Origin of the sequence: Leptolyngbya sp. Heron Island J (assembly GCF_000482245.1) — a bacterium.
In the GTDB taxonomy this organism is placed as follows: domain Bacteria; phylum Cyanobacteriota; class Cyanobacteriia; order Phormidesmidales; family Phormidesmidaceae; genus Leptothoe.
Window position 1 is genome coordinate 1 of record NZ_AWNH01000085.1, and the last position, 15,358, is coordinate 15,358.

A 15,358-nucleotide genomic window follows, 5' to 3' on the forward strand; every position below is an offset into this window, starting at 1 on the left:
AAGCGACGTCAGACTCGTGAGCTGGACAATCTCTGGCGGCAACTCACTCAACTGGTTAGAGCTGAGGGAAAGCGACGTCAGACTCGTGAGCTGAACAATCTCCGGCGGCAGCTCACGAATTTGATTGCCAACATACTCAAACTCATCCTCATCCCACTTTCCCAATATCAACGTTTCCAATTGAGTCAATCGCCCAATCTCTGGCGGCAACTCCGTCAACTTCTGCCCCGACAAATCCAACTCCGTCGCCCCAGTCCGCGATGCTTCCTCAATCACCTCCAACAACTCATCCTGCGTCATGCCGACCATTCCCAGAAACTATCCCTGCTATTCTGGCAAACCCACACCAGCCAAGCATCAAAACTTAATTCAAAATAAACCTTGACCAATTGGTCTAAGTTCGCTATTCTTAAATCAAGGTCGTCAACCCCCCAGACTCATGACACGCGGACCCAGCAAGCAATTTGACACCGAAGTCGCCCTTAGCAAGGCTATGGACGTGTTTTGGCACCACGGCTACGAAGCCACCAGCCTCTCACAATTGCTCAAGCAAATGGGTATTGGTAAAAAGAGCCTGTACGATACCTTTGGCAACAAACAATCGCTGTTTCTCAAAGCCCTGGAGCACTACGCTCATACTACGCTGCGAGATATCAAAGAACGTTTGTCGGCAGAGGGGTCCACTCTCAACCACATCAAACAGCTACTGCTCGACTGGCAAACCATGCACGGTCTTCCCGGTAGCTGCGGTTGTATGCTCGGCACTAACATTGCCGACTTCAATACCGACGATGAAGCCATCGCCAAAGTCATGCGCGGTTACCTGCGCCAGCTAGAAGACACCTTCAGCAGCGCCCTCACCCGTGCCCAAAAAGCCGGAGAGCTCAGCCCCCACAAAAACCCACGGGACCTGGCTCGCCTGCTACTCTGCACCACCCAGGGCATTGCCCTCCTCGGCAGAGTGATGGAAGACGACACTACCCTTAAAGGCGCAGTGCAATCCGCCTTGCTGCTTTTAGAGGAGGAGCCCTCACCTTAAATCCCTCTCTCCGAAGAAAGGGACTTTGAAGATCAAGACCTTCTTGGTTTCAGTAGAATTCTACAACCTCTAACTCCTCTTCTCCCTGGGGAGAAGGGGCGGGGAATGAGGGCTCTTTTTTTTGCAAAAACTTAGACCAATCAGTCAATATTTATTTTTGGAGGTATCACCATGGCACGTTTAACTAACAAAACAGCAGTCATCACTGGCGGCACCACTGGCATCGGTTTTGAAACGGCAAAACTGTTCATCGCTGAAGGGGCACGGGTCATCATCACTGGTCGTAACCAAACCCGCATTGACGAAGCTGTCGCGGCCCTTGGACCGAATGTCACTGGCATCAAAGCCGATGTCCAATCTCTGGATGAACTCGATCATCTCGCCACCCAAATCAGAAACACCGTTGGCCAGTTCGATATTCTCTTTGCCAATGCAGGTATTGCTAAACGCGCTGACTTCCGCGATGTTACCGAAGCTGACTTCGACCAAGAGATTGCCATTAACTTCAAAGGTGCATTCTTTACTGTCCAAAAGCTAGAGCCTTTGATGAACAATGGCGGTAGCATGATTCTGACAACTACGGTTCTCGATCAAACTGCCCTGCCTGGTGAAAGTATTTACGGTGCCTCTAAAGCTGCTGTTCGGTCTCTAGCCCGTTCTCTCAGCAGAGAATTGTTAGATCGGCAGATTCGGGTTAATGCCGTTTCCCCTGGCCCAATTGAAACTCCCATCTGGTCAAAAATGGATCTCCCTGAGGATGTTCCTGCCCAGGTTTTGGGACGTACTCCCATTGGTCGTTTTGGTAAACCTGATGAGATTGCTAAAGCGGTTTTGTTCTTGGCCAGCGATGACTCTTCTTATATGCTCGGCGAAGAGATCCTGGTGGCTGGCGGCTGGGCTACGCTTTAGGGCAAGTGCTTCTAGATATTGTAGGGGCATCTCTTGTGGATGCCTCTACAATTAATCCTATAGATAGCCATAATACAAGCCATAAATACATCTCACGGGGCACCCATGGTAGGCTCAAAGCCTATCAATCACCCACTCCTATGAAATCTGCCAAATCTCAGGTGGCGCTGCTGGCGCTTTGTCAGGCAACGGCGATGACTACCAATACTGTTTTAGTCACCGTTGCGGCTCTGATCGGCTATGCCCTGGCAACTGACAAAGCGTTAGCGACTGTGCCGCTAGCTATGCGTCAGGTGGCTACGATGACGGCTACGATTCCAGCTTCATTATTGATGCAGCGAATCGGTCGGCGCGGTGGGTTTCTGGTCGGTACATTGGTGGGACTAATCGGGGCAGGCATTGGCATTTATAGTCTCATCATCGCTCATTTTTGGTTGTTTACGCTGTCTACAACGCTGCTGGGTGTTTCTAATAGTTTTGTTGGCTACTATCGCTTTGCGGCTGCAGATATAGCCGATGATGCCCTGCGTTCCCAGTCAATTTCTTGGGTACTGGCAGGTGGCATTATTGCGGCCATACTAGGCCCCTGGGTCGCCACTGGTTCTAAAGGTTGGTTTAACAGTGAGCTGTATATCGGTTCAATTGTGGCGATAATGGGGCTGCAGGTATTAACCGGTTTGTTGTTGTTAGGGCTGCAGATTCCTAATGCTTCGACAGCCCACAATGTCCACCGTAAACGACCTCTGGTGCAGATTATGCGACAACCTAAATTTTTGGTCGCCACCCTAGGAAGTACGGTTAGCTACGGCGTTATGGTGTTTGTGATGACAGCAACACCCTTAGCTATGGCAGCAGAATTACACTCGTTTGACCAGACAGCCTCAGTGATTCAGTGGCATGTGCTCGGTATGTTTGCACCTTCATTGGTGACGGGATGGTTGATTAAACGGCTGGGTGTGTTGAAGATTATTGTGACCGGAGCCCTGTTAAACCTGGGCTGTATGGGGCTGAATCTAACAGGTACTAGCTTTTGGCACTTTGCGATCGCTTTATTTTTGTTGGGGCTGGGCTGGAATTTTATGTATGTGGGCTCTACAACTCTACTGACGGAAACCCATAGGCCTGCAGAGCAAGGTCAGGTACAGGCGATCCACGACTTTATTATGTTTAGCTTTGTGGCTGTCGTCACCTTCCTAGCAGGACGAGTGTTTTATCGCTTTAATTGGGAGATTCTTAACCAGATGAGCTGGCCATTGGTGCTGATTACACTGTTGGTAGTGCTGTGGCTGCAGCAAAAGCGGTTGCGTAGTCAGAGTCTGGTTTAATTGACCGACTGATTAGGCCGCTGCTTGAGTGATTAAAGCTGTGGCTGCGCCCTTAAAGGTTTGACTAACCTGAACTTTGTCTAAATATCGAACTTGGGAAAAGCCACCGTCGATCAGCATAGTGAGCTGGGTGGCCAGTGTTTGGGGCTGGTTGAGGTTAGCAGCAGTGGCGAGAATAGTGATGCGATCGCACACCTGCCGTTTATGGGCCAAAATCACCTGCCGCGACAGATGCTCTGCATCCGCAAACTCGCTGGCTGTCAACAAAAACGGACAACCCTGACAATCAGGCCTTGCCAACAGGTAAACAATAAAATCAATCATGCCCACCAGCCGCGCCAGCGACTCCGGCTCACAGTCTGCCAAAGACGCCTCCAATAGCTGCCAAAACCGCTGATTTCGTCGCTCCAAATAAGCCTGAATCAGCGCATCCTTTGACGGAAAGTACCGATAGAGACTCGTCTTGGCAATTTTCGCCTCAGCAATCACCCGGTCCACCCCAACCGCATGCAGCCCACACGTATAAAATAATCGGTCTGCCACATCCAGAATGTGCTCCTTCAGCGGCTTATCAGTGGCAGCAGACTTACGCGGCATGGGCTTTATAAAATAAACCTATTGACATGATACAGACCTGTCTGTTATTAATCAAATCAGGTTAAATACAGACCTGTTCGTTTTAATTATTCAGGACTCAAACTATGAAAATTGGCATTCTAGGCAGCGGCAACATGGGACGTTCCCTCGGTACCCTCTGGGCAGAGCAGGGACATGACGTCTTTTTTGGCGCTCGTACCCAGGAAAAAGGACGGCAAATAGCTGAACAAATGGGCCACAACACTCAGGGAGGTACCAATATCGAAGCCGCTGAATTTGGCGATGTGCTACTCTACACTATTCGCGGCGTTAATCCAGCTGAGGTGTTATCAACAACTGATGTTCTCAATGGCAAGATATTAATTGACTGCAACAACTTTGAAATCCCCGCCGAATTTGCTTATGAGCCCATCACCTATTCTCTAGCCGAGATCCTGGCTGACCAAGCTCCCAATGCCAAGATTGTCAAAGCCTTCAACACGATGGCCCAGGAAGTGTTCGAACTCTCTCCACAGCCCCTAGATCAGCATAATGTTTCAGTCTTTTTAGCAGGTGATGACGCCACTGCAAAACAAACTGTAGCCCAACTCGCCCAAGAAATTGGCTTTAGCCCTCTAGACTGCGGCCCTCTACGCCAGGCCAGGCTACTCGAAAATCTCGGCAACTTTATCCGCCTCATGATTATTGGCCAGGGTATGGGCTCCTATGCCACCCTATCCGTACAAACATTACCCTCAGCGACCCAAGAACGCCTAGGCGGACGCCAATTATCCAACCTGAAATAAAACTTGTTCACGTCTAACAATCAACCCACACGGTCCTCGACCATATGGGTCTCATTTATCTCCTGTATTAACTCTAATGCAATGAGCCTACAGGAAAGGGTTTACACCACCCCCAGTTACTTCACAAACATAATCTAGAACAACGGGTGCCCGAGGTGATCCACTAAATTCTGGCGCATACTGGGTCACCCTTAAATACTCACTGTCGTCCGAATCCCACTGATCTAACAGAACAATATCATAGGATAATTCTTCACCTGCTGAACTGCCGGTAAACTGATACTCCCATGCCCATGGCTCACCAACTTCGTTGTAGTCAGCATAGGGGCCTAGCTCTTCGCTAACGCCTAGAAACTCAGGAAAATCGATATCGTCACTAGTTAGAAACAATCCACCTTGAGTCGTAAACAACTCGACATTGAGCTCTCCTAATCCATCTTGACTGGAACAGGCATAATCCACATAAAACCCCAATGGTGGCTCAAAAGAATCGTACTGCGCCTGAGCAGCAGAACCAAACAGAGCTAAAACAGAACTAAGACCGATAGAAATCGTGAGTAATGGTTTCATAAAACCTAGAAGCATATAGAAATTTGCAACAGCAAGTTATAGCTGCTGTTTATAGAGACATATTTCCCAGCTAATCAATAAGAATCACAATTTTTTGATGTTAATCTGGCTCAGCAAGAGTCTGCAGCGCAGACTATCAAACCAAATGGGTAACAGGGAGTATGCGTTATTTTTTGGCAAAATACCAATGGTCATCTGCTTAAATCTATGCACTCCTCCTCAGGTCAGATTATCCAAATCAATATCTCTGATGGCGGCACGCCTAAACGTCCGATCTCTGAAGCCCAAATCACGCCAGACGGCCTCATCGGCGATCGCCAGCGAAACCTGAAATATCATGGTGGTCCAGAGCGTGCTGTCTGTCTCTGGTCTGCTGAGATTATTCAAACCCTCCAAAACGAAGGGCACCGGATCGAGGCTGGCAGCGCCGGTGAAAACATCACTGTGGCTGGACTTGTCTGGGAACAGCTGGTTCCCGATGTACAACTGCAGCTAGGAGATACTGTGCGTCTGCTGATTACCGATTATGCTGCCCCCTGTCGCCACATTAGCCGTTACTTTAGCGATCGCCGCTATAGCCGCATTAATCAAAAACACCATCCTGGCATCAGTCGTCTCTATGCTCGCGTTTTAGCTCCCGGCACCATCAGCGTAGGGAATAACGTACGGATAGTCTGAAGAGAAATCACATCCAAGCTGAAATCTTGAGATTTTCCCGTGAAAAACCTTAGTTCTCAAGGTGGAAACAGTCTCAATGGTTGCCGATTCCGTCTTTCAACACTTCAGTTTTTGTAGGATCTACCAGGTGCCAATAGCCCAAATATAGCCCCCGTCGGATCTACCAGGATGGCGCATCGTCCCAGCTTTGGCATATCGGTTCCCTCCATAATCACACTGGCACCGAGCATCTTTGCTTTGACAAGAGTCGCATCCACATCATTAGTCGCAAGATAACTGATCCAAGCAGAAAATCCAATTTCATCAAACAAATGTGTCGTCACCCCAACCACATCAGTGTGGTTAACACATTTAAAGACGCTGGATCGACTCATTTGACCCACATCGATGTCAGTGACATGCCAGGCAAATAGCTCACTATAGAAACGCTGGGCTGACTCCACATCATCTGTGATCAGTTCATCCCAAAGAAATATACCGTCGGGAGCTGGAAAGCCATAGGAGGGACAAAAAGGACTGATAATTGCACCCTGCGGATCTCGATGCACTGCACCACGGCCAACTCCTGGTGTATCAAAAGGCTCCCGCTCAATCAACGCGCCCAAAGTCTTTGCTTTCGTTGTTACAGTATCGACATCTTCAACCATCACATAGGCTATCCAATAGGATGAGATATCTTCTCCAACATCAACCAACCCTCCGTGGGCCTGACCATTCGCAAAAATCAAAGGATAGTCAGCCTCACCAGGCTTCCAGACAAAATCAGAGGCATGCTCGATCTGGTATTCCCAACCAAGCAGATCAGCATAGAAACGCTTTGCCCTGGCAACATCATGAGTGATCAGATCGTGCCAGACCACACGACCCACTTCAGACTTTTTGCACATCGTCTCCTCCTTGTGCCAATAGCCTCACTAAAGACCAGCCTAACGTGAGCCCTCTTTCAGATTTGCATTTTACTCAAAAATATAGATGTCCTCTCCCATATGTTTCAACATTTAGAATCCTGGCGGTTGCCAACATTCTCCAATGTATTGATCTACTCCAATTATAGGTTTGTCCACGGGAGAAGACGGTAGGCGTCAGACTACACAGCCAGCGTTGCTTGACGCTTCTGAAAATAGTCCACCAAAAAATCAATCGCCCGACGTACCCGTAAGGGCAGGTGCTGACGATTGGGATATACAATCCACGTAGATCGATCTCGATCCCAGAAATCTTGCAAAATGGGAACCAGCTTTCCGGAATCCAGCCCTGCCAATAAATTAACCCGAGGCGAATAAGCGATTCCCAACCCCATTACAGCTGCCGCTGCCAGGGCTGGTCCATTGTTGCTGCGCCAGGGCCCAGATACCCGAATAAACCGCTCGCCATCGGGATAGGAAAACCGCCAGCGGTCGGTATTAGCTAGTAAACAGGCATGCTCCCGTAGCTCATCTGGCTCGACTGGTCTGCCCCATTGCCGCAGATAGTCAGGACTGGCGCAGGCCACCAAGGTCCGTCCCGTCAGTTTACGCGCGATTAAACTGCTATCTTGCAGCACCCCATAGCGAATGGCAAAATCAAACCCTTCGTCAATTAGATCAATATTGCGCGTATTAAAGTCGATGTCGATATGCACCTGGGAATGCTGTCGGGCAAACTCTGCGAGTGCTGGAGCCACGTAGCGTTCTGCAAATGCGCCTGCTGCTGCCACGCGAATTCGTCCTACAATCTCAGCTGTTTCACCTACCACCACCTGGTTGGCTTCTTCTAACCCAGCGACCAGCTCGGAACAGCGGCGATAGTATTCTGCTCCGGCATCTGTCATCCGTACTTTGCGGGTAGACCGCGCTAATAACCGAATGCCTAACCGTTCTTCCAAGGCCGAAACCTGGCGACTAACATAGGATGTGGAAACCCCCAACCGCTTTGCTGCAGCTGAAAAACTGCCTGCATCCACTACCGTGACAAATTCTGAAACACCATCCCAAACGCTCATATTATTGCAGCTGAGCAAAAGTTATTTGACCAAGTCTAATTTTATATTTCATGAGCAACAATAGAAACAACGAAAGAAACAACGAACCAACGCATCCTCACTAAAGCGTTCGGGGGAATCTTCCGTTGTCAGATTTTGCAACTTGTTTAGGAGCAACACTTCATGGCTAATCCTCATATTCTGATTGTGCTTACCTCCCACAACCAGCTTGGCGACACCGGGCACGCTACCGGATTCTGGCTGGAAGAGCTGGCTTGTCCTTACTACACATTTCTTGATGCCGGTGCCACCGTCACCCTGGCTTCAATCAAAGGCGGTCAGGCTCCGCTAGATCCTAAAAGCCATCTAGACGAGAGTCAAACTGACTACACCAAACGCTTTCTAGCTGATAGTGCAGCCCAAGAGGCATTGGCTAATACGATTGCCATTGACCAGGTGGATGCCGGTGATTATGACGCCATTTTTCTACCCGGCGGTCACGGCACCATGTGGGATTTTGCTGTCAGCTCTACCCTGAGCAATTTGATTGAAGCCTTTGATGAAGAGGAGAAAATCATTGCTGCCGTCTGTCATGCACCGGCTGGTCTGGTCAATGTGAAAACAGCCTCAGGCGAACCGTTGGTTAAAGGGAAAGTCGTTACTGCCTTTAGCAATAGTGAAGAGAAAGCGGTTGAGCTCGATACGGTTGTTCCCTTTTTGTTAGAAACTCGTCTGCGGGAGCTAGGGGCAAGCTTTGAAGCCGGTTCTGACTGGGGGGCATTTACTAAACAGGATGGGAATTTGATTACGGGTCAAAACCCAGCTTCATCTGAACCAGCGGCTAAAGCTGTTTTGGCGGCATTGAAGTAATACTTTTCGGAGTTATGGGGAGTGCGATCGCACTCCCCATAACTTCCCTCCTCGGCAATTTGCTTACCCCCAGCTAATCCAAAAAACTGTTACCTTTTCCCAGCCATAACCTCATTAGCCGATTACAATAATCTCACCAATAGGATTGTGTGCAACGATGGAACTTGGCTAGAAGAAAAACAGTTTTAAGTATTGTTAAAGTGCCTTGGATTAAACGGCGTCGCTGCTCAAAATCACAGTTTCACCATAGAGAAAACTCTGGGTTTTAACTCAAATTTTGTTTAAGGGCAGCAGACTGTGCTAAACCAAAGTGTCTCGCCCTACTTTAAGATTTACATCATTAGAAAGTGATTGAGACTATGTAGTTTAGATATATCTCCTGATTAATCCGATAGTTTTTTGGGCATTACTGAGCCTCAGGATGGTTTTAGCTGTAAGGAACCGTCAAATAGCAAAGGCTTCAGATCGACCCATTCCCTAAATCAGCAATCGCGTTTTTTGGATAAACTTTACTGGAGATATCGTGTTTATTCCTAATGTCTCAAAAGCGATTACAGAATGTTCTAGAAAAACTCTCTCCAGGGCAGGTTCAAGTCGTTCTGTGTCAGAATATTACGGAGAATCTTACTTATTTACTCGATACAGCGCACTATATACGTTGGCAACGGGTAATTACTCATGTCTGGGAACAGCTACCTAACCAAAGTCAGGCGATTGCTGATGTTGTAGAAACGCTTGCCCAGGTTGCCTTTGAACTATGGCCTGCCTGGTATCAACAAGATGAGCTATTTATAGAGGCTGGCACGTCAGTTACGGATATCCTAATGAATCGGTATGCCTGTTCTAGCCTGCAGGCAACTCGTGACAACATTTCATTACCCTGGCTCAAGGAAGCTGTACGGCAATGTCAGCAGCAAAATGTTCCTTGTTTGCCTGACTTTCCCCATAGCTTACAGTTAACTCAGCTGGCGTTTGCATTAGATTCGGATGGGCTGATTCTTGCGATCGCACATCCTCAGCCAGCCAGTCACTGTCTGTTGGGATTAGCCAAAGCTATTACGTGGATTGCTGACCATACCCATTCACGTTTGCTATTACTATTGCCAGAGAGTTTATCCACAGCGGATGAGCTAGAGTCGGTGCTTTACGGAGCTATTTCACTACACGATATAGCTGTTCCGCCAACCGCTGTCCCTCAAGAAACTAAATATACAATCTTCCCTATTCACGGCAGACCTCATCCCTTTAGCCCTGGAGAACAAAAGTTAGCCGTTTTACTAGGCCAAGACGACGAATTAGCGCCACTGTTTAAGTTTAACCAACAGTTACAATCAGTACGTCTGAGCCAATTTATAGTTGATTTACTCTGGTCTGAAGGACGTGTCGTTGTAGAGATTGATGGCTATCGACACCATGGAAGTCGATTTGGATTTAGTTGCGATCGCAATCGCGACTACGAACTTCTCATTAGCGACTATATTGTGTTGAGGTTACCCCATGACGAAGTGATGGCAGATGCTGAGGTAGCTATCGAAAAAATCCGTGATGTCGTCCGATTTCGGCGTCAGCAGCTTTTATCTTTGCACGAGGTACGTTCATGAGTGAACCCTTAAAATCTAAATATGAGTTAATCCTTTGGAATCTTTTGCTAACGGGGGATGAACCCCAAGTGTCAAAAATCAAACCTAAGCTGACTACAGCTGAGTGTAAACCCCTGATTCACCAGGGACTGATCAGGCTGGAAAAACGAGGACGTGCCAACCATCTTGTGCTAGAAGACAAAGCCTGGGATTGGATGTCAGAACGTCTACAGTCAGAAGACTTTAAGGTAGAGTTTTCTCCCAGAGCTACAACAGCCATTCCAATTTTTCAAACCTTTCTCATGCGATTAGGGCAATATATGCGCTCTAACGATGTGCCGCTGGTAGAGTTCCTCAAGCCAGCACTCTCTTCATCAAACGCACCCATCGACCATCAGCCCTCGCACGCTTCACTGGAAGAAAGAATTCGAAAAACATACGCCAGCCTAACTCAAACCAGTGCTGATTTTAGGGTGCGTATTGCTCAAATTCATCAAGCTATAAACGATATACCACCTCAGACAGTTAACAATACACTACGCTCGATGCAACAGGCTGGCGAGCTTTCCCTCAGACCTATGGAAGATCCTGAAGAGATTGCTCTTGAAGATGAAAAAGCGGCCATCGACTTAGGCGGTGGAGACAAACGCTATTTTGTTTTTATTAAGTAATCAAGGTTATGTTTAATCGTGACTTAGCGCTTAAAGCATTACGAACAGTTGACTTTAATTGGACAACTCGTATACGGCATGTATGGAGCACTCCAGAATTTCATATCGACGACTTACATCACCAGGAACGACTAAAGATTCTTGCTGCTGCCAGTAAACTGGCTACTACTCAAAGCACTGAATCTCCATTAGGAGAGGTGATTACAGGAGCTGCTGGTTCAGGGAAAACCCATTTTTTAGCGGTACTGCGACAGCAATTAATTAGTCAGGGCATTGGTTTTATCCTGGTGGATATGACAGATGTTCATGACTTTTGGGAGACAACACTGCAGGGATACATCAGCTCCCTTCGAGAGGAAGATGAAGAGGGTACACCCCAATTTCAGTTAAGGAAAATCATACAATATTTGCTCGACTTAGCTGGTTACTCTAATGTATCAGCTGAGAAAATGGCAAAACTGCCTGCTAACTACCTAAAAAAGGGCATTCTTTTGATTCTTAAGGCCGTTAATCAGCTTAATCCCCAGGCGGCTAATCAATATCAAGACATCATTAGATCACTCATACTGCTCAACTCTGATGACTTTATATTTTCTGACATTGGCTATTCCTGGTTGTCCGGATTAGAAATCGAAGATTCTGCCAAAAGAGACTTTCGCTTTAGAGCAGCAGCTAATAAAAAGCCTAGCGAAATCGTAGAGGGATTATCCTGGCTTCTAAGCTTACAATCTCCTTGGGTTTTAGCATTTGATCAGCTGGACGCAATTGTAGCTCAGCACTATCGTTCTGAAATACACTCAAGCACTGAGCAACTATCAGAAGAACAGTCTACTTCCAAATTCATTATCAAAGGAATTTGTAGTGGGTTCATGTCTTTGCTAGATAAAACATCAAGGACCCTTACAATTGTTTCTTGTCTAGATCCTACTTGGAAGTATTTTACAGAACAAGCAATTCAATCCTTTACAGGACGATTTCAGGATTTAACTGTACTATCAGAGATTTCCCAGCAAAACATATCAGCTCAGCTTGTAGAGCCCCGCCTGAAAGTCGCCTATCAACAAAGTAATCTTAAGGTACCTTACCCAACATGGCCTTTTCATCCTGATTTTTTCAAATCGGTAAGTGGAAAGTTCCCCAGACAGATTTTGCGATACTGCGATCAGCATCGGCAGCGCTGTTTAGAGAACCAGGAGATTATTGAGCTTCACTCATTTGAAGCAGCGGCACCAGTCAAGCGATCAAATGTTCAGTACTCTGAAATTGAACAAAAATTTAAAAAAGCACACCAGCAGCTTAATCTTGTTCAGGCAATAGATGAAAAAAGTGAGGATAAAATTTTAGGCCAGTGGCTAAAGACCGTTGGTGAGTGCCTGATACAAGAAAACCCTTTGGCTAATAATGTAGACACCGCTCTGGATATCAGCTTTCCTGGCGGTAGAAACTACCCTCAAATGCATGCACGAGTAAGGTTGATTTACAGAGACGAAAGCGATCGCGAACAGCATCTCTGTCTTAGAGCGCTCCAGCGCAGGAATTCCAATGCATACAGAGCTCGATTAAAAGCTGCTATGACCACAGCAGGAATTGATCACGCATTAAGTTTTCGTCGATTAGTCATTGTCAGAACTCAAAATAATCAGCTTCCAGGTGGTCCAGTCGCCCAACAACTAACTCATAAATTTTCTCAATTGGGCGGATTGATTATCTATCCCACTGATGAAGAGCTTAAAACTATGGGGGCTTTACATCAGTTAAAGATACAAAGTCTACCTAATTTTGATAGCTGGATCCGACAGCAGCGTCCAGTTTCTCAGCTTCCCTGTCTCCAAAAAACTGTAGCCTGGCTGTTTGGTGGCGAAACACCTAGTGAAATCAGACGGGATAACCTTAGCTCAGTCAATAGTGAGGATTCTGAACGTGTTTCTCCAAGTGTTTCTTCAATCAGTAGTAATGGTACTCCCCCGTCTACTGTCACTGAAACACTAGGTGAGACCTCAGCTGATGATTTAAACCCTGTCCCGCTGGGTCCTGATATAAAAACTCAGCCCAATAGCTTATCGGTGGGTAGACGCATTATTGGTCAACAAATCAGTAACATAATTACAATTCCCCTAGAAGCCTTAACCAAACATACCGTGATTTTGGCAGGCAGCGGTGCCGGAAAAACAGTGCTAGTGCGCCGATTAGTTGAAGAAACTGCACTTCAGAATATTCCAGCCATAGTCATTGATGGAGCTAATGATTTGGCAAGAATGGGTGACAGATGGCCTAACCGACCAGAGGTATGGAGTGAAGACGAGCAATATAAGGCTGAATACTATCATCGCAACACTGAGGTAGTCATTTGGACCCCAGGACGTAAGGCAGGAAGACCCCTTTCTCTTGATCCCTTGCCCAACTTTGCAGCATTGGTCAGTGATGCCGACGAATTGAGCCAAGCCATTGATATGGCCCGCGATAGTTTAGAAGGGATTGTAGCAGCCGGTAAAGGGAATACCGCCCAGATCAAACGGGGTGTTTTGCGCAATGCCCTAGAACACTTTGCCAAAACGGGAGGTGGCGATCTGGAATATTTTGCAGAATTTCTGAGAGAATTGCCTGAAGAAGCCAATGGAAGGATTAAAAATGCCGCCAGACGGGCTGAGGAAATGGCTGATTTATTAAATGCAGAAATTGCCAATAATCCCCTTCTGCGCCAAAGCGGTACAGCACTTGATCCGGCTACCCTATTTGGGTTAGAGAATCCAGCCAAAACACGTCTGTCCGTAATCAACTTTATTGGCTTACCAGGTCTGCCTCAACAACAGCAATTTCTCAATCAATTGGCGATGACCTTGTTTACTTGGATCAAAAAGAATCCAGCTCCTTCGGATCAGCCCCTGAGAGGGCTTTTAGTCATTGACGAAGCTAAAGACTTTTTGCCATCTCAGCAAGTAACACCGTGTAAATCTAGCCTCAATCGCCTGGCTGCTCAGGCTCGCAAGTATGGTCTTGGTATCATTTTTGCCACCCAGGCACCCAAGAGTATTGATCACAATATTATTGCCAACTGCTCTAATCAGTTTTATGGCAGAGCTAACTCCCCAGCCGCCATTAGTGTGGTTCAAGACCAAATCCGCCAGCGTGGTGGCCATGGAGATGACATCGCCAGACTAAAGAGAGGACAATTTTATGTTGCTTCTGAATCGTTAAATCCACCTGTTAAAATTGCCACTTCACTTTGCTTATCTCATCACCCATCGACGCCACTAGATGAATCTGAGGTGCTATATAGTGCTCAACGGGCGATGTTGTCTTGAGCTTTAACCTAAGTTCTACTAAACAGGGCTTTTTTTAAAGACTTGAGTATCGCTATACTCAAAGTCATGAAACTATCAATCTGAATAGAATTGTTCCTAAGAGGCCAGAAGTCAACATCAGAGGCCAGAAGTCAACATTATGTGGCCTCATTACTAGAAACTGTCGAGGCTGTTTTCAGGTTTTAATGAGAAACTTATCCCACTTGAACACATATACGTTAGAATGCTGAGGCGATGAATGTCGATGAAAATCAATTAACATAGATATGCTCGGAGTCATTCTTGGAGATGCGTTTGGTTCTGCTCACCAACGCACCAAAATCCAGGACTTTGAACTGATTACCCCAGACAGCCACTGGACAGAGAATACAATTTTCACTCTGGCTACTGCAGATTACCTTCTGTACGGTGGGGAGTATGAGGAAAGCTATACACGCTGGTATAGTTGGTATCCTAAAATCAAGGGAGGGTACAACAACAGCTTTAGTGAGTGGGCTAAGACAAATGGCCTAAAGCCTTACTACAGTTGTCGTAACGACGGCGCATTGCGGGCTGCTCCCATTGCCTATGCATTTGATAACCTCAAGGAGGTCATGGAAGAGGCAGAGCGCTCTGCTACGGTCAGCCACAACCATCCCGACGGTGTCCAGGGGGCTCAGGCGACAGCAGCAGCTATCTTTTTAGCTAAAGAAAAAGCACCAAAGGAGACCATTTCAGACCTCCTAACCAATATTTTTGGCTACAACTTTAAGACTTCTTACCAAGACCTGCAACAAAGCTATCAGTTCAGCTGTCTGGCAACAGACACGGTGGAAGCGGCCATCATTGCATTTTTATACTCTAAGGATTTTGAGGATGCTATCCGCAAAGCTATCTCACTGGGTGGCGATGCAAAAACCTTAGCCGCTATTGCAGGCGGCATTGCCGAGGCGTTCTACCCCAAGGTGCCTAAATCCTTACAAAATTCAGTGTGGGGGTTATTGGATGAGGGACAACAAGACTTGATTACTGAATTCCAGGCTGAATTTGTCAACCAGTCTCTGCAAACCCAAGCTGCTTAAACAGTGCTGAA

Annotated in this window: 14 protein-coding genes and 1 pseudogene; 10 read left to right on the forward strand and 5 right to left on the reverse strand. The window is 47.0% G+C overall.

The window, feature by feature from the left end; genetic code table 11:
- Positions 1–300 (reverse strand): annotated as a pseudogene (locus tag N836_RS0139045) (hypothetical protein); the annotation flags it as partial.
- Between the two features lie 139 nt (positions 301–439).
- Between N836_RS0139045 and N836_RS63165 the strand changes: the two are divergent.
- From N836_RS63165 to N836_RS63175, 3 genes are all read left to right on the forward strand, one after another.
- Positions 440–1,039, forward strand: a complete 600-nt coding sequence (locus tag N836_RS63165) for a TetR/AcrR family transcriptional regulator (protein ID WP_023075145.1) — start codon at positions 440–442, stop codon at positions 1,037–1,039.
- Positions 1,040–1,210: 171 nt separating this feature from the next.
- The gene (locus N836_RS63170; RefSeq protein ID WP_023075146.1) at positions 1,211–1,948 is read left to right on the forward strand and encodes an SDR family oxidoreductase; all 738 of its coding nucleotides are present in this window, start codon (positions 1,211–1,213) and stop codon (positions 1,946–1,948) included.
- 140 nt (positions 1,949–2,088) lie between these two features.
- The gene (locus N836_RS63175) at positions 2,089–3,273 is read left to right on the forward strand and encodes an MFS transporter (protein ID WP_023075147.1); all 1,185 of its coding nucleotides are present in this window, start codon (positions 2,089–2,091) and stop codon (positions 3,271–3,273) included.
- A gap of 12 nt (positions 3,274–3,285) precedes the next feature.
- On the opposite strand, the gene N836_RS63180 is transcribed toward N836_RS63175, so the two are convergent.
- A complete protein-coding gene (locus N836_RS63180) occupies positions 3,286–3,870 on the reverse strand; it encodes a TetR/AcrR family transcriptional regulator (RefSeq protein ID WP_023075148.1) in 585 nt (194 codons plus the stop codon).
- 104 nt (positions 3,871–3,974) lie between these two features.
- On the opposite strand from N836_RS63180, the gene N836_RS63185 reads away from it, so the two are divergent.
- Positions 3,975–4,655 (forward strand): NADPH-dependent F420 reductase, encoded by a 681-nt coding sequence (locus N836_RS63185; RefSeq protein ID WP_023075149.1) that lies wholly within the window; start codon positions 3,975–3,977, stop codon positions 4,653–4,655.
- An 87-nt stretch (positions 4,656–4,742) separates the two neighbouring features.
- Here N836_RS63185 and N836_RS63190 read toward each other — a convergent pair whose 3' ends face one another.
- A complete protein-coding gene (locus N836_RS63190; protein WP_031293747.1) occupies positions 4,743–5,225 on the reverse strand; it encodes a hypothetical protein in 483 nt (160 codons plus the stop codon).
- 207 nt (positions 5,226–5,432) lie between these two features.
- Here N836_RS63190 and N836_RS63195 point away from each other — a divergent pair, with 207 nt between their 5' ends.
- Positions 5,433–5,903 (forward strand): MOSC domain-containing protein, encoded by a 471-nt coding sequence (locus N836_RS63195; protein ID WP_023075152.1) that lies wholly within the window; start codon positions 5,433–5,435, stop codon positions 5,901–5,903.
- A gap of 104 nt (positions 5,904–6,007) precedes the next feature.
- Here N836_RS63195 and N836_RS73720 read toward each other — a convergent pair whose 3' ends face one another.
- Entirely contained in the window at positions 6,008–6,790 is a 783-nt protein-coding gene (locus N836_RS73720) for a VOC family protein (RefSeq protein WP_023075153.1), read from the reverse strand.
- 200 nt (positions 6,791–6,990) lie between these two features.
- Entirely contained in the window at positions 6,991–7,884 is an 894-nt protein-coding gene (locus N836_RS63200; RefSeq protein ID WP_023075154.1) for a LysR family transcriptional regulator, read from the reverse strand.
- 162 nt (positions 7,885–8,046) lie between these two features.
- Here N836_RS63200 and N836_RS63205 point away from each other — a divergent pair, with 162 nt between their 5' ends.
- The 5 genes from N836_RS63205 (at position 8,047) to N836_RS63225 (ending at position 15,347) form a co-directional block, all read left to right on the forward strand.
- Positions 8,047–8,733: a type 1 glutamine amidotransferase domain-containing protein gene (locus tag N836_RS63205; protein ID WP_023075155.1), complete on the forward strand. Its 687-nt coding sequence runs from the start codon at positions 8,047–8,049 to the stop codon at positions 8,731–8,733.
- A gap of 536 nt (positions 8,734–9,269) precedes the next feature.
- The gene (locus N836_RS63210; protein ID WP_023075156.1) at positions 9,270–10,334 is read left to right on the forward strand and encodes an endonuclease domain-containing protein; all 1,065 of its coding nucleotides are present in this window, start codon (positions 9,270–9,272) and stop codon (positions 10,332–10,334) included.
- The gene (locus N836_RS63215) at positions 10,331–10,984 is read left to right on the forward strand and encodes a hypothetical protein (RefSeq protein ID WP_023075157.1); all 654 of its coding nucleotides are present in this window, start codon (positions 10,331–10,333) and stop codon (positions 10,982–10,984) included. The genes N836_RS63210 and N836_RS63215 overlap by 4 nt, the downstream gene beginning before the upstream one ends.
- Before the next feature lie 8 nt (positions 10,985–10,992).
- Complete coding sequence (locus N836_RS63220) at positions 10,993–14,286, forward strand: helicase HerA domain-containing protein (protein WP_023075158.1); 3,294 nt, start codon at positions 10,993–10,995, stop codon at positions 14,284–14,286.
- 266 nt (positions 14,287–14,552) lie between these two features.
- The gene (locus N836_RS63225; RefSeq protein WP_023075159.1) at positions 14,553–15,347 is read left to right on the forward strand and encodes an ADP-ribosylglycohydrolase family protein; all 795 of its coding nucleotides are present in this window, start codon (positions 14,553–14,555) and stop codon (positions 15,345–15,347) included.
- Positions 15,348–15,358: the final 11 nt, after the last annotated feature.